General features: G+C 68.4%; 18 protein-coding genes and 1 other RNA gene. 15 read left to right on the top strand and 4 right to left on the bottom strand.

What is annotated here, in order from left to right:
* Positions 1-78: 78 nt before the first annotated feature.
* The 4 genes from ASG75_RS07925 to ASG75_RS07910 form a co-directional block, all read right to left on the bottom strand.
* Positions 79-900 (bottom strand): hypothetical protein, encoded by an 822-nt coding sequence (locus tag ASG75_RS07925; protein WP_056387602.1) that lies wholly within the window; start codon positions 898-900, stop codon positions 79-81.
* 159 nt (positions 901-1,059) lie between these two features.
* Positions 1,060-2,430 (bottom strand): FAD-linked oxidase C-terminal domain-containing protein, encoded by a 1,371-nt coding sequence (locus tag ASG75_RS07920; RefSeq protein WP_056387600.1) that lies wholly within the window; start codon positions 2,428-2,430, stop codon positions 1,060-1,062.
* 72 nt (positions 2,431-2,502) lie between these two features.
* The gene (locus ASG75_RS07915; RefSeq protein ID WP_056387599.1) at positions 2,503-2,859 is read right to left on the bottom strand and encodes a YraN family protein; all 357 of its coding nucleotides are present in this window, start codon (positions 2,857-2,859) and stop codon (positions 2,503-2,505) included.
* The gene (locus tag ASG75_RS07910) at positions 2,859-4,775 is read right to left on the bottom strand and encodes a penicillin-binding protein activator (RefSeq protein WP_056387597.1); all 1,917 of its coding nucleotides are present in this window, start codon (positions 4,773-4,775) and stop codon (positions 2,859-2,861) included. The genes ASG75_RS07915 and ASG75_RS07910 overlap by 1 nt, the downstream gene beginning before the upstream one ends.
* 81 nt (positions 4,776-4,856) lie before the next feature.
* Here ASG75_RS07910 and rsmI point away from each other — a divergent pair, with 81 nt between their 5' ends.
* From rsmI to ftsA, 15 genes are all read left to right on the top strand, one after another.
* Positions 4,857-5,684 (top strand): 16S rRNA (cytidine(1402)-2'-O)-methyltransferase, encoded by an 828-nt coding sequence (gene rsmI, locus ASG75_RS07905; RefSeq protein ID WP_056389151.1) that lies wholly within the window; start codon positions 4,857-4,859, stop codon positions 5,682-5,684.
* A gap of 117 nt (positions 5,685-5,801) precedes the next feature.
* Positions 5,802-6,164, top strand: an RNA gene (rnpB, locus tag ASG75_RS11665) — RNase P RNA component class A.
* Positions 6,165-6,480: 316 nt separating this feature from the next.
* Positions 6,481-6,936, top strand: a complete 456-nt coding sequence (mraZ, locus tag ASG75_RS07900) for a division/cell wall cluster transcriptional repressor MraZ (protein ID WP_200935683.1) — start codon at positions 6,481-6,483, stop codon at positions 6,934-6,936.
* A 42-nt stretch (positions 6,937-6,978) separates the two neighbouring features.
* A complete protein-coding gene (gene rsmH, locus ASG75_RS07895) occupies positions 6,979-7,920 on the top strand; it encodes a 16S rRNA (cytosine(1402)-N(4))-methyltransferase RsmH (protein ID WP_056387589.1) in 942 nt (313 codons plus the stop codon).
* 5 nt (positions 7,921-7,925) lie between these two features.
* A complete protein-coding gene (gene ftsL, locus ASG75_RS07890; RefSeq protein ID WP_200935681.1) occupies positions 7,926-8,186 on the top strand; it encodes a cell division protein FtsL in 261 nt (86 codons plus the stop codon).
* The gene (locus ASG75_RS07885; RefSeq protein ID WP_056387584.1) at positions 8,183-9,997 is read left to right on the top strand and encodes a penicillin-binding protein 2; all 1,815 of its coding nucleotides are present in this window, start codon (positions 8,183-8,185) and stop codon (positions 9,995-9,997) included. Before ftsL ends, ASG75_RS07885 begins: the two co-directional genes overlap by 4 nt.
* Entirely contained in the window at positions 9,994-11,556 is a 1,563-nt protein-coding gene (locus ASG75_RS07880) for a UDP-N-acetylmuramoyl-L-alanyl-D-glutamate--2,6-diaminopimelate ligase (RefSeq protein ID WP_056387580.1), read from the top strand. Before ASG75_RS07885 ends, ASG75_RS07880 begins: the two co-directional genes overlap by 4 nt.
* Positions 11,553-12,941 carry a UDP-N-acetylmuramoyl-tripeptide--D-alanyl-D-alanine ligase gene (gene murF, locus ASG75_RS07875; RefSeq protein WP_056387578.1) on the top strand — a complete coding sequence of 463 codons (1,389 nt, stop codon included), beginning with the start codon at positions 11,553-11,555 and terminating at the stop codon, positions 12,939-12,941. Before ASG75_RS07880 ends, murF begins: the two co-directional genes overlap by 4 nt.
* Entirely contained in the window at positions 12,931-14,034 is a 1,104-nt protein-coding gene (gene mraY / locus ASG75_RS07870) for a phospho-N-acetylmuramoyl-pentapeptide-transferase (protein WP_056387575.1), read from the top strand. Before murF ends, mraY begins: the two co-directional genes overlap by 11 nt.
* Before the next feature lie 135 nt (positions 14,035-14,169).
* Entirely contained in the window at positions 14,170-15,405 is a 1,236-nt protein-coding gene (ftsW, locus tag ASG75_RS07865) for a putative lipid II flippase FtsW (protein WP_200935645.1), read from the top strand.
* 80 nt (positions 15,406-15,485) lie between these two features.
* Positions 15,486-16,559 carry an undecaprenyldiphospho-muramoylpentapeptide beta-N-acetylglucosaminyltransferase gene (gene murG, locus ASG75_RS07860; protein WP_082547582.1) on the top strand — a complete coding sequence of 358 codons (1,074 nt, stop codon included), beginning with the start codon at positions 15,486-15,488 and terminating at the stop codon, positions 16,557-16,559.
* Positions 16,556-17,995 carry a UDP-N-acetylmuramate--L-alanine ligase gene (murC, locus tag ASG75_RS07855; RefSeq protein ID WP_056387566.1) on the top strand — a complete coding sequence of 480 codons (1,440 nt, stop codon included), beginning with the start codon at positions 16,556-16,558 and terminating at the stop codon, positions 17,993-17,995. Before murG ends, murC begins: the two co-directional genes overlap by 4 nt.
* The gene (locus ASG75_RS07850) at positions 17,992-19,023 is read left to right on the top strand and encodes a D-alanine--D-alanine ligase (protein ID WP_056387563.1); all 1,032 of its coding nucleotides are present in this window, start codon (positions 17,992-17,994) and stop codon (positions 19,021-19,023) included. Before murC ends, ASG75_RS07850 begins: the two co-directional genes overlap by 4 nt.
* The gene (locus ASG75_RS07845) at positions 19,020-19,754 is read left to right on the top strand and encodes a cell division protein FtsQ/DivIB (protein WP_056387560.1); all 735 of its coding nucleotides are present in this window, start codon (positions 19,020-19,022) and stop codon (positions 19,752-19,754) included. The genes ASG75_RS07850 and ASG75_RS07845 overlap by 4 nt, the downstream gene beginning before the upstream one ends.
* Positions 19,751-20,983, top strand: coding sequence for a cell division protein FtsA (gene ftsA, locus ASG75_RS07840; RefSeq protein WP_056387557.1), 1,233 nt, complete (start codon positions 19,751-19,753; stop codon positions 20,981-20,983). The genes ASG75_RS07845 and ftsA overlap by 4 nt, the downstream gene beginning before the upstream one ends.
* Positions 20,984-21,018: the final 35 nt, after the last annotated feature.

Below are 21,018 nucleotides of genomic sequence, written 5' to 3'. Positions count from 1 at the left end.
CACGATAGAGCGTCGCCGCGACAAGCATCAAGAGGCAAGGTGCGCGAGTGGCACAGCAACGCCGTATCGGCACGCCAATCAGACACCCGATGAGTCGCGATCACTGCCTGGCAACATCGGTGGTATGGCCGTGCTGGGTCGGAACATCAGGTCGCGTCGTCGCAGCAGGAACATCATCGCACCCAGCGGAAAGGAAACCCCCAGTGTCCATGGCCCATTCAGGAACTGCGACGCCGAGGCGCTGAACAACTGGGCGCTGATCAGGGACACGTTGAAATCGCCATTCGCCAAATTGAGCCGCACGGTAACTACCCCAATCAGGGTAAAGATGGCCCACAGCCATTTGCGTTCCCGCATGGGCGTGCGCAGGCACAGCACGAAGGCAAACAGGCAGAACAGCGGAAGTACGCACACCAAGCCCATCATCAGCCAGGCCACTGGCCCCTTGCCCTGCAGGCTGAACGCGTTGGTCTGCGCCAGCGAACGTTCCGTGCGATTGACATGCAACCCTTCGATCAGGATTTTGTCGCCATCCTGCACCATGGCCACCTCGGCCAGCAGCCACGATGCATCGAATTGGTATTCGTAGGTCAAGCGAACATGCTTGACGCCATTGAAGGTGTTTGAGAAGGCGCCTACCGTTTTCATCGAGCGTGGCTCGCCCGGCGGGAAATAGCCGGTGAGTTGGTGCAGTTTGGCGTCGACGGCGGGATCGTTTCGCAAGTTTGGCGCCAGTCGCGATTCAATGGTGTCCAGCTTGCCTCTGCGCAGATCGTCCAGCGTGCTTTTTGCCATCGCCGCTTCGGTCTTCGGCGTGAACTGGTCGATGAGCTTCTGCTGGTTGCATGAGGCACTGCCCAGGCAGGCCACTACCAGCGCGACGCTTGCGAAAAATTTCATGTGCTTTCCCCCGCCCCTGTGAATCGAAGGATGCCTTTGGCGATCCATCCGATGCCTTCTGTCTGTATAGCCCAGTCACGTGCGCAAGGAAAAGCATCAGGTGTCGCAGCTTTTTGCGAAGCCGATGATGGTCGGGGCCATGGCTTGCCGAAGCTTTGCTCAGGGCAGCAACTTGCCCGGATTGAGGATGCCATCCGGGTCGAATGCCGCCTTGATGTTGCGCATCAGCCCCAGCGTCGCCGGCTCCAGTGCCAGCGGCATGAATTCGCGCTTGACCAGGCCGATGCCGTGCTCGCCCGACAGCGTGCCCTCAAGCGAGATCACCAGCGCGAACACGTCGGCGAGGCAGGCGTGTGCGCGCTCGCGTTCGGCGTCGGCGCGCGGCAGCAGGTTCACGTGCAGGTTGCCGTTGCCGGCGTGGCCGAAGCTGACGATCAGCACGTCGTGCTTCGCCGACAATTGCTTGATGCCGTCGACCAGCGCGGGCAGGTGACTGACCGGCACCACCACGTCCTCGTTGATCTTGTGCGGCGAGATGGTGCGCTGCGCCGGCGACAGTGCCTTGCGTGCGGCCCACAGCGCACGGGTTTCCTCGGCGGTTTCGGCGACGCGCAGTTCTTCCAGCCCATCGCCGCGCGCCGCTGCCGACACTGCGTCGACGGCCGAAGGCAACGTGGCCGCTTCGCCGTCCACCTCGATCATCAGCATCGCGCCGGCCAGCGGCACGCCGTCGCCGCCGTGCTCGTGCGCCAGCTTCAGCGCCACGTCGTCGATGAACTCCAGCGCGCACGGCGTCACCGGCTGCGCCATGATCCGCGCCACCGCGCGCGCCGCTGCGCCGACATCGCGATAGGTCGCACGCAGCGTGCGCACCGCCGACGGTTTCGGGGTGAGTTTCAGGGTGGCTTCGGTGATCAGCGCCAGCGTGCCTTCCGAACCGATCAGCAGGCGGGTCAGGTCGTAGCCTGTCGCGCCCTTGCTGGTGTAAGTGCCGCAGCGGAAACCTTCGCCGCTGCCGGCCACCGCGCGCAGGCCCAGCGTGTTCTCGCGCGGACTGCCGTATTTCACCGTGCGCGGTCCGGCCGAATTGCAGGCGAGGTTGCCGCCGATGCTGCACCACGGCGCCGAGGAGGGATCGGGCGGCCAGAAGAAACCGTGGGCGGCCAGCGCCTGCTGCAGGTCGCCGTTCAATACACCGGGTTCGACCACCGCGAGGCGGTTGTCCGGGTCGATCCGCAGGATCCGGTTCATCCGCTCGAAACTCACCACCACGCCACCAGCCACCGGCACCGTGGCGCCGGTGGTATTGCTGCCGCGCCCGCGCGCGATCACCGGCACCTTGTGCGCACGACAGGCCTGCACCAGCGCCTCGACCTGGGCATGTTCGGTGGCAAACACTACCGCGTCGGGCAGCGCATGCCGGCGCGAGTTGTCGTACGAGTAGGCGATCCGCTCCGCTTCGCCGGTGGCGAGTGCGTCGATGGGGAAGATCTCGCGCAGGCGGGCAAGCAGTTCGGCGGGCAGGTGCATCGGCAAAGCGTAATCCACTCGCGGGAAAAATTTGCTGCGCCAGATCAGCCGGGCCGGATCAGTCGGGCCCGATCAGCCAGCTTCGAATGCGCCGCGCAGCCACTCGCGCCGGACGGCATCGGGTGGGCCGTCGTAGCTGACCACGTCGAAGCGGCAGCTGCGTCGCGCGTGTTGCGGATGTGCGGCCAGCCAGTGTTGCGCCGCGAGGATCAGTTTCGCCTGCTTGGCCGTGGTGACCGACGTGGCGGCGTCGCCATGGCTGGCGCTGCGGCGATAGCGCACTTCGACGAACACCACGCTGTCGCCGTCGCGCATCACCAGGTCCAGCTCGCCGTGGCGGGTGGTGTAGTTGCGCGCCAGCAGCTTCAGGCCGGCGCGTTCGAGTTCGGCGCAGGCGCGCTGTTCGAAATCGTCGCCGGCGGCGCGCATCAGTTCGCTGCGGGCTGGAAGCCCCCGCTCGGCGAGGAGCTGGCCGGCGACGGCTCGGTCGTGGCGGGTGGCGCGTTCGACGGCACATCGTCCATCTGCAGGCTGCCGCCCAGCGGGCGCGCCAGGCCGTTCTGGAACTGCGCCCAGATCAGCACGCGGCGTACCCGGCCGAACTGGTCGGCGGCGAGCTGGCCGCTGGCGCCGGGCACGTAGCTGCCCGGGTGCGCGCGCAGCCAGTCGAGATAAGGCACCAGGTTCCACGCATCCATGCCGAACGCGAACAGCCGCGCGGCGCCGCCGCGGGCCGCCGGCAGGCGCGCGGCGATCCCGTCGTGGTTCGGCAGGCCCGGCTGGGCGTCGAACAGCCATGGCGCGTCGCAGAATTCCACGCCGTCCAGGTCGCGATTGGCGGCGGCGTCGTCGCTGCCTTCATAGACGTGCGAGGTGGCGAACACCGGCAGGTTCACCCGTGCGATGCGCAACTGCGGCAGCAGCACGCGCGCCTGCGCCGGACGCATGCTGATGAAGATGCCGGCGTCGCTCACGACGCTGCTTTCGGCCGGCGCGGCGGTGCCGTTGGCGGCAGGTGCGGAGGCGGCGGGTGCGGTGGGCAGCTTCAGCCCGGCGATGATGCTGGCGTAGCTGGTGATGCCCGGCGGCAGGGTGATCGTGCCGGCGATCTGCCCGCCGCGCGCCGCCAGCTCGGCCTTGAAGGCGCTCGCTGCGCGCTGTGCGAAGTCGTCGGTGGAGATCACGACGTAGACCTGACGCAGGCCGCGCTCGACCATGTGATCGGCGGCCTGGGCGCCTTCGGTTTCCGGCAGCAGGCCGAATTCGCTGGCATTGGCCGCCGGCAACTGCTTGTCGTCGGGATGGTTCAGTGCCAGCACCGGCACCGGCAGTTGCGCCTGGCTGAACACCGCGGCGACTTCGCTGCGGGTCAGTGGACCGACCACCAGCCGGGCGCCGTCGCTGACCGCCTGCTGGTACGCCTTGACCGCGCCGTCGGCGGTGCCCTGGCTGTCGTAGACGCGCACCGACGGACGCGGCGCATGGTTGCGCCCGGCGTCGAGATAAGCCGCGAAGAAGCCTTCGCGGATCGCCGTGCTTGCCGCGCCGTAATTGCCGTCGTTGGGCAGCAGCAGGGCGACCTGGGGGGGGGCCTTGTAGCCTTCGCGCACGTTCGCGTCGGCGCCGGGCAGCAGGGTGCCGACCGGCTGCTGCAGGTCCGGCGGCGGTTGCGCCACGGCGACGCCAAGCTGGCTCAGCGCCTCGTTCACCCATGGCAGCATGCGGTCGCCGCGCTGCATCGCGGCGGCGCGCTGCTTGAGCGACTCGACGCCGACCTGGTTGAGCAGAGCGAGGATCTGCTGGCGATTCTGGGTATGGTCGAAACCGCTCAATTGGCCGTCCATCTGCACGCGGGTGCGCGCGGCGCCCCAACGGTCGCCGCCGGCGGCCATGGCGCGGGCGCGCCATTCCAGCAGGCGCAGTTGCAGCGCGGGCGGCGCCACGACGTTCGGTTGCGTGGTGAGCCGCAGCGCGGTGGCCGCGTCGTGCCGGTCGAGCGCGAGCTCGGCCAGCAGCAGGTCGAAGCGGAGTGGCTCGTCCCCGCTCAGGCGCTGGCGCTTGATGCTGTCCAGCACCGGGGCGGCGCGCTCGAGCTGACCTTCCTCGCGCCAGGCCTCGGCGGCGAGCAGGCGGTAGCTGTCGGCGTGGGCGCGCGATTGCGTGGCCAGCGCCAGCCATGCCTGGGCGGCCTGGTCGAACTGGCCTTGCCGGGACAACGCCTCGGCGCTTTGCGCGGCAGCGAGTTCGGCCGGCGAGCGCGGCGCGTTCGCCGGCACGCAGGCGGCCAGCGCCAGTGAAAACAGCAGTCCGATCGCGGCGACGCGCGAGAGGCGCATGAAGCGCATGGGAAATCCCTTGTTCGTCATGGTCGTCAATGCGCGATCATAGCCGATCGGATTGCCGGCTCACGGCGCAGGAGTATGACGATGTCAGCAGTTCAGCCAGGTTGCCTGTGGGTGGTAGCTACCCCTATCGGCCATCGCGATGACCTGTCCGCCCGCGCGATCGAAACCTTGCGTGCGGCGGCGGTGATCGCGGCGGAAGATACCCGGCACAGCCGGCCGCTGCTGGTGCATCACAACATCGACACGCCGCTGATCGCGCTGCACGAGCACAACGAGCGCGATGCGGTGGACGCGATCGTGCGCCGGATGCAGGGCGGCGATGCGGTGGCGCTGATCTCCGATGCGGGCACGCCGCTGATCAGCGATCCGGGTTTCCGGCTGGTGCGCGCCGCGCGCGCCGCGGGCATCCGCTGCATTCCGGTGCCGGGCGCCTGCGCGGCAATCGCGGCGTTGTCGGTGGCCGGCCTGCCCAGCGACCGTTTCGTGTTCGAGGGTTTCCTGCCGCCGAAAGCCGCCGCACGACGCAGTCGGCTGCAGGAGCTGGCGGGCGACGCGCGCACGCTCATCTTCTATGAGTCGTCGCATCGGGTCGCCGAGAGCCTGGCCGACATGCGCGACGTGTTCGGTGCCGACCGCGAGGCGGTGCTGGCGCGCGAACTGACCAAGCTGTTCGAGACCGTGCTGGGCGCGCCGCTGGCGGAGCTGGCGGCGCGGGTTGTCAACGATCCCGACCAGCAGCGTGGCGAGCATGTGATCCTGATCGCGGGGCGTGGCGAGGAAGTGGACGCGAAGCTGGCCGAAGGGCAACGCGTCTTCGCGATCCTGCGCGATGAGCTGCCGCCGGCGAAGGCGGCGAAGCTGGCGTCAGCGATCAGCGGCGCGCCGCGGAAACTCCTGTACCAGGGGTAGGGTGGGTCGGCACTGATGGGAGTCAATGCAGCGTCGGGCCCCCTCTCCTGCCCTGCGGGCACCCTCTCCCGGTGGGAGAGGGGATGTTGCTGGCGCTATCGCGCTACAATTCCCGATGGAGTCGGCCGGACAGTCGCGTCGCGCGCAAGCGCATCGAGGAAAGTCCGGGCTCCGCAGGGCAGAGTGCCAGGTAACTCCTGGGCAGCGTGAGCTGACGGCCAGTGCAACAGAGAGCAGACCGCCGATGGCCCGCAAGGGCACAGGTAAGGGTGAAAGGGTGCGGTAAGAGCGCACCGCGTACGGGGCCAACGCCGTACGGCACGGTAAACCCCACTCGGAGCAAGACCAAATAGGGGAACGATAACGCGGCCCGCGTTGTTCCCGGGTAGGTTGCTGGAGCCAGGCGGCGACGCCTGGCCGAGAGGAATGACTGTCGCGTCGCAAGACGTACAGAACCCGGCTTACAGGCCGACTCCACCTCTTTCGTGCCTTCATCACCACCGCGACCCGTCGTCGCGGTGGTGATGAAGGCGTCTGCGTGAACGGCGATTCATCCCGGAGCGGTGCCACGGCGCCGATCCGGCTCGATTTCATTCGGTTTGGATCCAAAGCAGTGCATTTGAATTTATAAAAAATTCCCTGCTTTCAAACACCTTGCCGGCGTTCCTGAGAATATGCTGCATGTATGGTCAGCATTCTGCCTTTACTCCTTGATTCACAAGCGAAATTCCCTTGACAGTCTCATGGGGCGAGATTATCGTGGGCTCCAGTGTGAAATCGTGGGTTTTAGTGGAGTCTGCTGATCGTGTTTCAGGGCGAAACCGCCATCACCATCGACGACAAGGGTCGCCTGACCATTCCGACGGCATATCGGGAACAGGTGGCGGGCGAGTGCGCCAATCGTCTGGTGGTCACCTACAACCCGTTCGAGCCGGGTTGCCTGTGGCTGTTTCCGCACGCGGCGTGGGAACTGGTGCGCGACCAGGTCAACGCACTTTCCAAAGTGGTCAAGGCGCATCGCGACATGCAGATGAAGCTGGTCGGCGCGGCCGCCGTGGTCGAGCCTGATTCGGCGTCGCGGGTCCTGCTGCCCGCCAGCCAGCGTGCCACGACCGGCATCGACAAGAAGGCGGTGCTGCTGGGCATGGGCGACAAATTCGAATTGTGGAGCGAACAGGAACACCTCAAGAAGATCCGCCAGACCATCGGTGAAGGCGAGATCACACAGGCAATGGCGGAATTGCGCCTGTAAGGCGCGATCGGCATGTGGGCGGGACGGGAGCGGGAGTGCGGCATGGCCGAGCAGCAGTTGCGGCACATCCCGGTGATGCTGGGTGAAGCAGTGGAGGGACTCGCCGTGCAGGCTGGCGGGCGCTATCTCGATGGAACCTTCGGTCGCGGCGGTCACGCCCGCGCGGTTCTGTCGCGCCTGGGTCCCGACGGCCGCCTGTTGCTGATGGATCGCGATCCCACCGCTATCACCGCGGCGCAGGCGGAGTTCGCCGGCGACCCGCGCGTCGCGATCCGGCATGCGAATTTCTCCAGCCTGGCCGAGTGGGACGAGACCGCGGCCGGCCTCGACGGCGTGCTGCTCGACCTCGGTGTGTCCTCGCCGCAGCTGGATGAGGCCGCGCGCGGTTTCAGCTTCATGGCCGATGCGCCGTTGGACATGCGCATGGATACCACCCAGGGCGAGAGCGTCGCGGATTTCCTGGCCCAGGCCAGTGAGCGCGAGATCGCCGATGTGCTGTGGAACTATGGCGAAGAGCGCCACAGCCGGCGCATCGCCCGCGCCATCGTGGCCGACCGCGACGCCACCCCATTTACCCGCACCGGCCAGCTGGCCGCGCTGATCGAGCGCGTGGCGGGCCGGCGCGAACCGGGCAAGCATCCGGCCACGCGCAGCTTCCAGGCGCTGCGCATCCGTGTGAACGGCGAGCTGGATGCCTTGCAGCAGGGCTTGAACGCGGCGCTGGAACGGCTCAAGCCCGGTGGCCGGCTGGCGGTGATCAGCTTCCATTCGCTGGAAGACCGCGCGGTGAAATTGTTCATCCGCGATCATTCCGGCCGCGTGCAGAACAGCCGCCGCGGGCCACCGGTGCAGGCTGCCCCGGCGCGGCTGGCAGCGGTCGGCAAGGCGCAGTTCCCGTCCGACGCCGAGCTGGCGGTGAACCCGCGCGCGCGCTCGGCGGTGCTGCGCATGGCGGAAAAATTGCCCGAAGGAGCGTGCGCATGAAGGCGATCGGCGCCATGTGCCTGCTGACCCTGCTGGTCGCCGTGCTGGCCAGTGCGCTCGGCGTGGTGTGGACGCGTCACGAGAGCCGCGTGCTGTTCGTCAACCTGACCGCGCTGCAGAACCAGCGCGACGAGCTGAACATCGAATACGGCAAGCTCGAGCTGGAGCAGGCCACCTACGCCGAACCGCGGCGCATCGACGACGAGGCCCGGCAGAAGCTGGGCATGGTCGATCCGCGCCCGCAAGACATCCGGTTGCTGCGATGAGCTGGCGCAACCACAACACTCCCCCTCCGTCCGGCCGGCGCCGCAGCGCCGGCCCCAGTGCGCGCCGGCGCATGGTGGTGGTGGTCGGCCTGCTCGGACTGGCCTCGATCGGCCTGGTCGCGCGCGCGTTCGACTTGCAGGTGGTGCGCAAGCAGTTCTACCAGCGCCAGGGCGACGCGCGCTTCCTGCGCGAGATGCCGATCCCGGTGTCGCGCGGCACCATCTTCGACCGCAACGGCGAGCCGCTGGCGGTGTCGACCCCGATGATGTCGATCTGGGCGAACCCGTCCGAGGTGCTCGACAACGACGAGCGCATCCCCGCGCTGGCGCAGGCGCTGGGCGTGGATGCGGACGGCCTGAAGGCGCAGCTGGCGCAGCGCTCCGACCGCGAGTTCGTGTACCTGCGTCGGCAGATGGCGCCGGCCGCGGCGCAGGCCGTGCTGGACCTGGGCATTCCCGGCATCAACGGCCAGCGTGAGTTCAAGCGCTACTACCCGTCCGGCGAAGTGACCGCGCATGTGCTCGGCTTCACCAACATCGACGACCGCGGCCAGGAAGGCCTGGAGCTGGCCTACGACGACTGGCTGGCCGGCAAGCCGGGCGCCAAGCGCGTGATTCGCGATCGCATGGGCCATGTGGTGGAGGACATCGAGCAGGTACGCGCGCCGAAGCCGGGGCAGAATCTCACGCTCAGCATCGACCGGCGCATCCAGTTCCTCGCCTACAGCGAGCTGAAGAACACGCTGGAGAAATTCCAGGCCGACTCCGGCTCGATGGTGATCCTCGACGTCAGGACCGGCGAAGTGCTGGCGATGGTCAACCTGCCCACCTACAACCCGAATGCGCTCAGCGGCAGCCGGCCCGGCCAGCGCCGCAACCGGGCGATGACCGACGTGCTCGAGCCGGGCTCGACGGTGAAGCCGATCCTGATGGCGGCGGCGCTGTCCAGCGGCAAGTACACGCCGACCAGCCCGCTCATCGACACCACCGGCGGGCATTGGTATTTCCAGGGCCACGACATCCACGACACCCACAATTACGGGGTGCTGACGCCGACCGGCGTGATCACCAAATCGAGCAACGTGGGTGCCGCGCGCATCGCGATGACGCTCGATACCGGCCTGATGTACGACACCTATCGTGCGTTCGGTTTCGGCAACAGCACCGAGAGCGGCTTCCCCGGCGAAGCCTCCGGCTACCTGCGGATCGGGCGCGACTGGCGGCCGCTGGAAAAGGCCATTCTCGGCTACGGCTACGGCCTCAACGTCACCGTGCTGCAACTGGCCAACGCCTACGCCACCATCGCCGACGGTGGGGTGATGCACAGCCCCAGCTTCATCAAGGGTGGCGACGTCGCCGCCAAGCAGATCATCTCGCCGGAAGTGGCAACCCAACTGGTCCGCATGATGGAGACGGTGACCGGGCCGGGCAGCACGGCGCCGCAGGCGCGCATCGCCAACTACAGCGTGGCCGGCAAGACCGGCACCGCGCACAAGGCCAGCGCCGGCAGTTACGCCAAGGACAACTACACCGCGGCGTTCGCCGGCATCGTGCCGGCGTCGAACCCGCGCCTGGCCGCGGTGGTGGTGATCGACGACCCGCAGAAGGGCAGCTACTACGGCGGCATGGTCTCCGCGCCGGTGTTCGCCAAGGTGATGGAGGGCGCGCTGCGCCTGCTCGACGTGCCGCCGGACAACATCGGCCGCTGGTATGTCGGCGGTCCGCTGCAGAGCCCGGATGGACTGGTCGGCAGCAAGCCTCCGGTCGAGGCACCGATCGACGATGCTCCGATCGACGAGGGCACGCCATGAGCACCGGCCACCTCGACCAGTTGCTGCTGGGCATCGCCGATGCGCCGATCGCCGCCGCGCCGGAGACCGGCCGCATCGTGGTGTCCGGCCTGACCCTCGATTCGCGCCGGGTGCAGCGCGGCGACGCGTTCTTCGCCTTGCGCGGTAGTCTGGCCCACGGCATCACCTTCGCCGCCGGCGCCGTGCAGCGCGGCGCCCGGGTGGTGCTGGTCGAGGCACCCGCACCAGGTGAATCCCTTCCCCTGCTTGCAGGGGAAGGTGCCGAAGGCGGAAGGGGTCGACTGCCGCAGGCAGTCGGTGAGGTTCCCGTACTGTGGATCGACGACCTGCACGATCAGGTCAGCGAAATTGCTGCACGTTTTTACAACCGCCCCAGCGAATCGATGCGGATGGTCGGCGTCACCGGCACCAACGGCAAGACGTCGTGCGTGCAGCTGCTGGCGCAAGCGTTGACCCTGCTCGGCCATCGCGCGGCCTCGATCGGCACGCTCGGCGCCGGCGTGCATGGCCAGCTGCGCGAAGGCGAGCGCACCACGCCGGATGCGATCAGCGTGCAGGCGCTGCTGGCGGAATTCCGCGACGCCAAGGTCGGCCACGTGGCGATGGAGGTGTCGTCGCACGCGCTGGAGCAAGGTCGTGTGGGTGCAGTGGATTTCGAGGTGGCCGCGTTCACCAACCTCACCCGCGACCATCTGGATTACCACGGCAGTATGGAAGCCTACGGCGCGGCGAAGGCGAAGCTGTTCGCCTGGCCGGGCCTGCGTGGCGCGGTAATCAACATCGACGATGCGTTCGGCCGCGAACTGGCGACGCAACTACCTGCCGGCGTGCAGCGCCTGCGTTTCAGCATGGCCGACGACAGCGAGGCGGAGATCGCCGCCAGCGCGATCGTCACCTCGGCCGAAGGGCTGGCGTTCCAGCTGCGCACGCCGTGGGGCACGCGGGCGATCCGCAGCCATCTGATCGGTCGCTTCAACGTGGCCAACCTGCTCGCCGTGGTGGGTTGTCTCGGCGCGCTGGGCGAGCCGTTCGCGCGCATCGTCGAAGTGGTCGAGCAGTTGCAGCCGGTCAACGGACGGATGAGCCGGCTCGGTGGCCTGCGCGGCCAGCCGCTGGTGGTGGTCGATTACGCGCATACGCCGGACGCGCTGGAGCAGGCGCTGACCGCGGTGCGCGCGCATTGCGCCGGCAAGCTGATCTGCGTGTTCGGCTGCGGCGGCGAGCGCGATGCGGGCAAGCGTCCGTTGATGGGCGAGATTGCGGCACGGCTGGCCGATGTGGCGATCGTCACCGACGACAATCCGCGCGGCGAAGACGGCGACGCGATCGTGGCGCAGATCGTCGCCGGCATGGCCGCGGCGCGCGCGATGACGGTAGAGCGCGATCGCGCGGTGGCGATCGCCGACGCGCTGCAGCTGGCGCACGCCGGCGACGTCGTGCTGATCGCCGGCAAGGGCCACGAAACCTATCAGGACGGCGCCACCGGCAAGCGTCCGTTCGACGATCTGGCGGTGGCGCATGCCGTGCTGGAACGGATCAACCGGGAGCCGCGCGCATGATCCGGCTGGGCGCCATCGCGATGTGGACCCACGGACGCCTGCTCGACAGCGGTGCGGGGCTGGACGGCGCCGAGATCACCGGCGTCGCGATCGACACGCGCAAGCTGCAGTCGGGCGACCTGTTCGTGGCGATCAAGGGCGAGCGGGCCGATGGCCACGACTACCTGGACGAGGCCGCCGCGCGCGGCGCGGTGGCCGTGCTGGTCACGCGCAAAGTCGACAGCGAACTGCCGCAGGTGCTGGTGAACGACGCCGTGCTGGCGCTGGGCGACCTGGCCAGCGCGGTGCGCGCCCAGCGCGACGTGCGCGTGATCGGCATCACCGGTTCCAACGGCAAGACCACGGTGAAGACGCTGGTGGCCTCGATCCTGTCGCGGCATGGCCGTACCCACGTCAGCGCGGGCAACTTCAACAACGAGCTGGGCCTGCCGCTAAGCCTGCTCTCGATGCCGCAGGACACCGAATACGCAGTGTTCGAGATGGGCGCCGGCAAGCCGGGCGACATCGCCTACTTGGCTGCCATCGCACGGCCAGATATCGGCCTCGTCACGCTCATCGCGCCGGCGCATCTTGCGCGCATGGGCAGCATCGAGGGCGTGGCCGAGACCAAGGGCGCGCTGTACCAGGCGTTGCCGGCGGACGGCATCGCAATCATCAACGCCGACGACGCGTTCGCCAGTTTCTTCGGCGGCCTGGCCGGCGCGCGCAGGCAACTGCGTTTCGGCCTCGATCAGCCGGCCGATGTCGGTGCCGACATCATCGAGCAGCGCGTGGACGGTTCGCGCTTCGTGCTGAGCACGCCGCACGGCGACGCCGAGGTGGCGCTGCCGTTGCCCGGCCGCCACAACATCGCCAATGCGCTGGCTGCGACGGCGGTGGCGCTGGCGCTGGAGGTGCCGCTGGACACCATCGTGGCCGGGCTGGAGCAGGTGCCCGGCGTGGCCGGCCGGCTGCGCCGCGAGACGATGGACGGCGGCTGGACCCTGATCGACGACAGCTACAACGCGAACCCCAGCTCGATGGCGGCGGCGATCGACACCTTGCTGCTGGCTGGCGGCGAACGCTGGCTGGTGCTGGGCGACATGGCCGAGCTGGGCGCGGACGCGCGAGCGCTGCATGCCGGCATCGGCGCGCGCGCGCGCGAGCGCGGCGTCGACCGGTTGTTCGCGGTGGGCCCGCTCGGCGTGGCCACGGTCGAGGCCTTCGGCGCGGGCGGCGAGCATTTCGACGACAAGGCTGCGCTGATCGCCGCCTTGAAATCGCGCGTGCACGCGGGCGTCACCTGCCTGGTGAAGGGCTCGCGCTCGGCCGGCATGGAGCAGGTGGTGGCGGCGTTCGGCGGTCATGCCGGCAAGAACAAGGGGGACGCATCCGATGCTGCTTGAACTGGCCGACTGGATGGCACGGCATTTCACCGCGCTGCATCTGTTCCAGTACATCACCTTCCGCACGATCATGGCGGCGCTCACCGCACTGTCGCTGTCGCTGCTGTGCGGGCCGTGGCTGATCAACCGGCTGGCCGCGCTGAAGGCCGGCCAGGTGGTGCGCAGCGACGGTCCGCAGACGCACCTGGTCAAGGCCGGCACGCCGACCATGGGCGGCGTGATGATCCTGCTTTCGGTCACCGTCGCCACCTTGCTGTGGGCCGACCTGCACAACCGCTACGTGTGGGTGGTGCTGGCGGTGCTGCTGAGCTTCGGCGTGATCGGCTTCTACGACGACTACCGCAAGCTGGTGCTGAAGGACAGCCGCGGCCTGGCCAGCCGCTGGAAGTATTTCTGGCAGTCGGTGTTCGGCCTCGGCGCGGCGCTGTTCCTGTACTACAGCGCGCCGCATGCGGCGGCTGCCGGCCTGCCGGTGGCGGAGACCGCACTGTACGTGCCGCTGTTCAAACACGTGGTGCTGCCGCTGGGACTGTTCTTCGTGGTGATCACCTATTTCATGATCGTGGGCTTCTCCAACGCGGTGAACCTCACCGACGGTCTGGACGGCCTGGCGATCATGCCGACCGTGCTGGTTTCCGGCGCGCTTGGCGTATTCGCCTACCTGGCTGGCAACAAGGTGTTTTCCGAATACCTGGGCATCCCCTCGATTCCCGGCGCGGGCGAGCTGGCGATCTTCACCGGCGCGCTGGCCGGCGCAGGGTTGGGCTTCCTGTGGTTCAACACATATCCGGCGCAGGTGTTCATGGGCGACGTCGGCGCGCTGGCGATGGGTGCGGCGCTCGGTTGCGTCGCGGTGATCGTGCGCCAGGAGATCGTGCTGCTGGTGATGGGCGGCGTGTTCGTGATGGAAACCGCGTCGGTGATGATCCAGGTGACCAGCTTCAAGCTGACCGGCAAGCGCGTGTTCCGGATGGCGCCGATCCACCACCACTTCGAATTGAAGGGCTGGCCCGAGCCGCGCGTGATCGTGCGCTTCTGGATCATCTCCGTGGTGCTGGTGCTGATCGGTCTTGCCACGTTGAAGGTGCGGTGACTATGAAAGCCGGGATTTGGGATTCGGGATTCGGGATTCGCAAGAGCGCACGCACATCCGCAGCGCTGCGGCGCGCGCGTCTTTCCGAATCCCGAATTCCAAATCCCGAATCCCGCGCCTCCAAAGGAGGTGCCCATGTTTGACGCCACCACCCAAGCCAAACGCCGCAGCGGACCGCGCGGCAGCTTCGACCTGTGGCTGCTGGTCGCACTGGTCGGGCTGGCCAGCGTGGGCGTGGTGATGGTGACGTCGAGCTCGATCGCGGTGGCGGACAGCCAGCACATCGGCGCGTTCTACTTCCTGAAGAAGCACCTGCTGTTCCTCGGCCTGGGTCTGTTCGCGGCCGGCATGGCGATGCGCACCGAGCTGAAGCTGCTGGAAAAATATGCGTTCCCGCTGCTGGCGCTGGCGTTCCTGATGCTGCTGGCGGTGTTCGTGCCGCACCTCGGCCTGCGCATCAACGGCGCGCGGCGCTGGCTGAACCTGCTGGTCACCACGTTCCAGCCGGTCGAGGCGGTAAAACTCATCCTGGTGATCTACGTCGCCAGTTACCTGGTGCGTCATCGCGAGAACGTGGAGACGAAGTTCCTGGGCCTGTTCAAGCCGGTGCTGGTCGCCGGCATGATCGTGCTGCTGCTGCTGGCGCAGCCGGACTTCGGCTCGGCCACGCTGGTGATCGCGGTGACCATCGCCATGGTCTGGCTGGGCGGCGCGCGGCCGATCTTCCTGTTCCTGATGGGCTTGCCGCTGATGCCACTGCTGTACGTGGCGGCGACCGGCGAGAGCTACCGCATGAAGCGGCTGACCTCGTTCATGGACCCGTGGAAGGATCCGTTCAACGACGGCTTCCAGCTGACCCAGTCGCTGATGGCGATCGGCCGCGGCGAGTGGACCGGGGTGGGGCTGGGCTCCAGCGTGCTGAAGCTGTCCTATCTGCCGGAGGCGCATACCGACTTCATCTTCGCGGTAATCGGCGAGGAACTGGGCCTGGCCGGCGTGCTGCTGGTGATCGGCCTGTTCGGACTGGCGGTAGGGCGCGGCCTGTACCTGGGCCTGAAGGGCGTCGAGGTGGGCCAGCGCTTTGCCGGTTACGTCGCGTTCGGCGTCTCGCTGATGCTGGCGATGCAGGCGTTCGTGTCGGTCGGCGTGAACTTGGGCGCGCTGCCGACCAAGGGACTGACCCTGCCGCTGATCAGCTACGGCGGCTCGTCGATGGTGCTGACCTGCGCGATGGCCGGCGTCTTGCTGCGCGCCACCTACGAGATCAACCGCGCGCTGGACGCGCGGCAGATGGCCACGCGGATGCCGGCGGCGGTGGCCGCGGCCGATGCGAATGTCGCGGCGAAGCCGCGCGAGGCGGTGGCCGCATGATGACCATCGGGAATCGGGAATCGGGAATCGGGAATGGCCAGAGCGGGTCGCGCTCTGCTTTTGCCGATTCCCGATTCTCCATTCCCGAATCCCGTCCCGTATTGATCATGGCCGGCGGCACTGGCGGCCACATCTTCCCCGGACTGGCGGTGGCCGAGTGCTTGCGCGCGCAAGGCGTGCCGGTGGTGTGGCTGGGCGCGGTCGGCGGGATGGAAACGACGGTGGTGCCGGCGCAGCGGATCGAGCTGCACACGGTGGCGGTCGGCGGCCTGCGCGGCAAGGGCATCAGGACCCGGCTGCTGGCGCCGCTGATGTTGCTGCGCGCGCTGTTCGCGTCGCTGGCCGTGCTGCGCCAGGTGCAGCCGCGCAGCGTGTTGTCGATGGGCGGCTACGTGGCCGGCCCTGGCGGCCTCGCCGCATGGCTATTGCGCAGGCCGCTGCTGGTGCACGAGCAGAACCGCGTGGCCGGGTTTACCAACCGCAAGCTGGCCGGACTGGCGAAGCGCGTGCTGGCCGGTTTCGCAGATGCCTTGCCGCGGGCCGAGTGGGTCGGCAACCCGGTGCGCGAGGCGATCGCCGTGCTGCCGCCGCCGGCCGAGCGCATGGCCGGGCGCGATGGCAAGCCGCGCCTGCTGGTGCTGGGCGGCAGTCTCGGCGCCCGTGCGCTGAACCTGGCGCTGCCGCAGGCGCTGGCGCAACTGACCCCGGCGCAGCGTCCCGAGGTGCTGCACCAGTGCGGCAACCGCGGTCTCGACGAAGCGCGTGCGGCGTATGCGAAGGCCGGCGTCGAGGCGCAGGTGGTCGCGTTCATCGACGACATGGCCGGCACCTATGGCTGGGCCGACCTGGCCGTCTGCCGCGCCGGCGCGCTGACCTTGGCCGAACTGGCTGCGGCCGGGCTGGGTGCCGTGCTGGTGCCGTTCCCGCACGCGGTGGACGACCACCAGACGCGCAATGCCGAAGTACTGATGGCGGCCGGAGCCGCCGAACTGATGCAGGAGAACGAGCTGGACGTACAGATTCTGGCGCAGCGACTGGAGTCGCTGCTGGGCGATCGCGGCCGCCTGCTGGCGATGGCCGAAGCCGCGCGCACGCTGGCCAAACCCGACGCGGCGCAGGTCATCGCGCGCGCTTGCCTGGAGGTGGCCGCATGACGCCGCGCAGGTTGCATGCACACGAAGACCCGATGAGCACGTTCCGCCGGGTGCATTTCATCGGCATCGGCGGCGTCGGCATGAGCGGCATCGCCGAGGTGCTGCACAACCTCGGCTACGCGGTGTCCGGTTCCGACCGCGCGCATTCGCCGACCGCGCAGCGGCTGCAGCAGCTGGGCATCGTCGTGCACGTCGGGCACGCCGCGGAAAACATCGGTGACGCCGACGTGGTGGTGACCTCCAGCGCGATCAAGCAGGACAACGTGGAACTGGTCGCCGCCCGCGCGGCGCGCATCCCGGTGATCCCGCGTGCGGAGATGCTGGGCGAGCTGATGCGCTTCCGCCGCGGCGTGGCGATCGCCGGCACCCACGGCAAGACCACCACCACCAGCCTCACCGCCAGCGTGCTGGCCGAGGCCGGCTACGACCCGACCTTCGTGATTGGCGGTCAGCTCAATGCGGCTGGCGCGAACGCGCGACTCGGCACCGGCCAGTACCTGGTCGCGGAAGCCGACGAATCCGACGGCTCGTTCCTGCTGCTGTCGCCGGTGATCGCCGCGGTCACCAACATCGACGCCGATCACCTGGAGAACTACCACGGCGATTTTGCCGAGGTGAAGAAGGCGTTCGCCGATTTCCTGCACCGGCTGCCGTTCTACGGCCTGGCCGTGCTGTGCGTGGACGACCCCGAAGTGGCCGTGCTGGCGAAGTCCACCACGCGCCGCGTGATGACCTACGGCATCGACACCGCGGACGCCGACGTGCGCGCGTTGAACGTGAGCCAGCATGGTTTTGAGATGCACTTCGACCTGCTGCTGCCCGGTCGCGACGAAGCGCTGCCGGTGAAGCTCAACCTGCCGGGCCGGCACAACGTGCTGAACGCGCTGGCCGCGTCTGCGATCGGCTGGCAGCTGGGCGTGGAGGCGGCGGCGCTGGCGCGTGCGCTGGAGAACTTCCAGGGCGTCGGTCGGCGCTTCCACCGGCGCGGCGAGATCGCGCTGGACCAGGGCCACGTGCTGCTGGTCGACGACTACGGCCATCACCCGCGCGAGCTGGCCGCGGTGTTCGCCGCCGCCCGCGGTGGCTGGCCCGAGCGCCGCCTGGTGGTCGGTTTCCAGCCGCACCGCTACAGCCGCACGCGCGACCTGCTGGACGACTTCGCCAACGTGCTGGCCGAGGTCGACGTGCTGGTGCTGACCGACGTCTACCCGGCCGGCGAGGCGCCGATCGCCGGTGCCGACGGCCGCGCGCTGGCGCGTGCGGTGCGCGCGCGCGGCAAGGTCGACCCGGTGCTGGTCGAGCATCCGCGCGAGCTGAAGGAAACCCTGCCGGCGCTGCTGCGCGATGGTGACCTGCTGCTGCTGCTGGGTGCCGGCGACATCGGCGCGGCAGCGGTCGAGCTGGCCCAGCTCGGCAACCTGAGGACGAACAAGTGAGCGTGAAGGTGACCGTGGACAAAATCAGCGATCCTGCCCAGTTCGGTCGCGTCGCCGTGGCGATGGGCGGCAGCTCGGCCGAGCGTGAAGTCTCGCTGGATTCCGGCCGCAACGTGCTGGAGGCGCTCAAGGCGCGCGGCGTGGACGCGCATGCGGTCGACGGCATCCCGGCGCTGCTCGACGCGTTGCGCACCGACCATTTCGCGCGCGTGTTCAACATCCTGCACGGCCAGCATGGCGGTGGCGAGGACGGCGTGCTGCAAGGTGCGCTGGAGGCGCTCAAGGTGCCTTACACCGGCTCGGGTGTGCTGGGCTCGGCGTTGTCGATGGACAAGACGCGTTCGAAGCGCGTGTGGCAGTCGCTCGGCCTGCCAACGCCGAAGTTCGTGGCCTTGCCGCGCGGCGCCGATGTGCATGCGGCGGCGAAACAGATCGGCTTCCCGTTGATCGTGAAGCCGGCCTGCGAGGGTTCCAGCGTGGGCGTCACCCGCGTGTTCGAGGAAGCGCAGCTGGATCAGGCGGTGGAGCTGGCCGCGAAGTATCCGGGCGACCTGCTGATGGAAACCCTGATCGAGGGCGACGAGCTGACCGTCGGCATCCTCGGCCGCCAGGTGTTGCCGAGCATCCACATCGTGCCGAAGGGTGCGTTCTACGACTACAACGCGAAGTACATCGCCGAGGACACGCTGTACCTGTGTCCCGGCCTTGAAGGCGACGCCGAAGCGGAGCTGCGCGCACTGGCGCTCGCCGCGTTCGATGCACTGGGTTGCCAAGGCTGGGGCCGCGTCGACGTGATGCGCGACCGCGCCGGCCGCAACTGGCTGCTGGAAGTGAACACCGCGCCGGGCATGACCTCGCACTCGCTGGTACCGAAGGCGGCCAAAGTCGCCGGCATCGATTACCAGGAACTGTGCTGGCGCGTGCTTGAGACGAGCTTCGCTCGGGAATCGGTAACCGCGCGGACCGGCTTCACCGAATCCCGAATCCCGAATCCCGAATCCCGCGACTCCAAAGGAGGCGCCCAGTGAAAGGAACCGTCCGCCTCGTCGCCTGGTGCCTCGCCATCGCGCTGGTCGCGCTGCCGATCGTCGGCGTGCTGCGCGGGTGGTTTGCGGCCGGGCGCTGGCCGGTGACCCAGCTGACGGTGCAGGCCGAGTTCAAGCATGTCAGCGCGGACGACATCCGCGCCGCGGTGCGGCCGCGCTTGGGCAAGGGTTTCTTCGCGCTGGATCTGGACGCGGTACAGAAGGCCGTCGCCGCGCTGCCGTGGGTGGAATCGGTCGAGGCGCGCAAGCGCTGGCCGGCCACCTTGCAGTTGCGCATCTACGAGCGTCAGCCGTTCGCCCGCTGGAACGACAAGCAGCTGATCAGCCGTCAAGGCCTGGTGTTCGATGCGCCGGGCATGGACGGCGCCGGCGGGCTGCCGAGCCTGCATGGCCCGGATGCGCGGCTGGCCGAAGTGGTCAGCTTCTATGCGGAAACCCGCAAGGCATTCGCCGGCACCCAGCTGCAGATCACCGGTGTGGCGCTGACCGACCGCGGCAGCTGGAGCGTGAGCATGGCGGACGGCGCGCAGATCGTGATCGGCGACCGCGAGTACGCCGGGCGCCGGCTGCGTCGCTTCCTCGACGTCTACCCGCAGCTGATCGCCGGCCATACCGACGGCTTCGCCTACGCCGATCTTCGCTACACCAATGGATTCGCCGTGCGCTGGCCGCAGACGGCCGCCGTCAACGCTGGAGGTTCGCCCCGCTCATGAAGCCGCGCAATGACAAGCAATTGGTAGTGGGGCTCGACATCGGCACCTCGAAGGTGGTGGCGATCGTCGGCGAGTACGAGCCGGGCGAACCGATCACCGTGATCGGCATCGGCACCCACGTCTCGCGCGGCATGAAGCGCGGCTCGGTGGTCGACATCGAATCGACCGTGCACTCGATCCAGCGCGCGGTGGAGGAGGCCGAGCTGATGGCCGGCTGCGACATCCGCTCGGTCTACGCGTCGATCTCCGGCAGCCACCTGGAAACCCGCAACTCGCACGGCAACGCGGCGATCCGCGATCGCGAAGTCACCGCCAGCGACCTGGAACAGGTACTGGAGGCGGCCAGCGCGGTGGCGATCCCGGCCGACCGCAAGGTGCTCTACAAGGAATCGCAGGAATACCGCATCGACGGCCAGGACGGCATCCGTGCCCCGATCGGCATGAGCGGCGTGCGGCTGGAGGCGAACGTGCACCTGGTCACCGGCGCGGCGGCGGCGGTGCAGAACGTCACCAAGTGCATCCAGCGCTGCGGCCTCACCGTGGACGAGCTGGTGCCGTCGGCCGTCGCCAGCGCGAAGGCGGTGCTGACCGACGACGAACGCGAGCTGGGCGTGTGCCTGGTCGACATCGGTGCCGGCACCACCGACATCGCGATCTATACGCAGGGCTCGATCCGCTACACCGCCTCGCTGCCGGTCGGCGGCGACCAGGTCACCAGCGACATCGCCTACGGCGTGCACACGCCGACCGCGCACGCGGAGGAGATCAAGATCAAGTACGCCTGCGCGCAGACCGGGCTGGCGCACGCCGAGGAAACCATCCAGGTGCCCAGCGTCGGCGATCGCCCGCCGCGCCGGCTGGCGCGGCAGTCGCTGGCGCAGTCGGTGCAGGCGCGCTACGAGGAGATCTTCGAAATGGTGCAGGACCAGCTGCGCCGCTCCGGCTACGAGAGCCTGGTCGCAGCCGGCGTGGTGCTGACTGGCGGCGCCTCGAAGATGGAAGGCGCGCTGGAGCTGGCCGAGGAGATCTTCCACAAGATGGTGCGCATCGGCGTGCCGCAGCAGATCGACGGCCTCGGCGAAGTCGTCTCCAGCCCGCTGCACGCCACCGGCGTGGGCTTGCTGCTGCATGGCTCGCGCGCCGGCGGTACGCGCATGGGCGGCTCGGGTGGCGGCAGCGTCGGCGGCCTGGTCGGCAAGTTGCGCGGCTGGCTCACCCGGAATTTCTGATGACGATTTTTCTAGGCGGCGCAGGAGGCGCAGCC

The organism is Rhodanobacter sp. Soil772 (assembly GCF_001428385.1).
Taxonomy (GTDB): Bacteria; Pseudomonadota; Gammaproteobacteria; order Xanthomonadales; family Rhodanobacteraceae; genus Rhodanobacter.
This window is presented reverse-complemented; position numbering and strand designations above follow the sequence as displayed.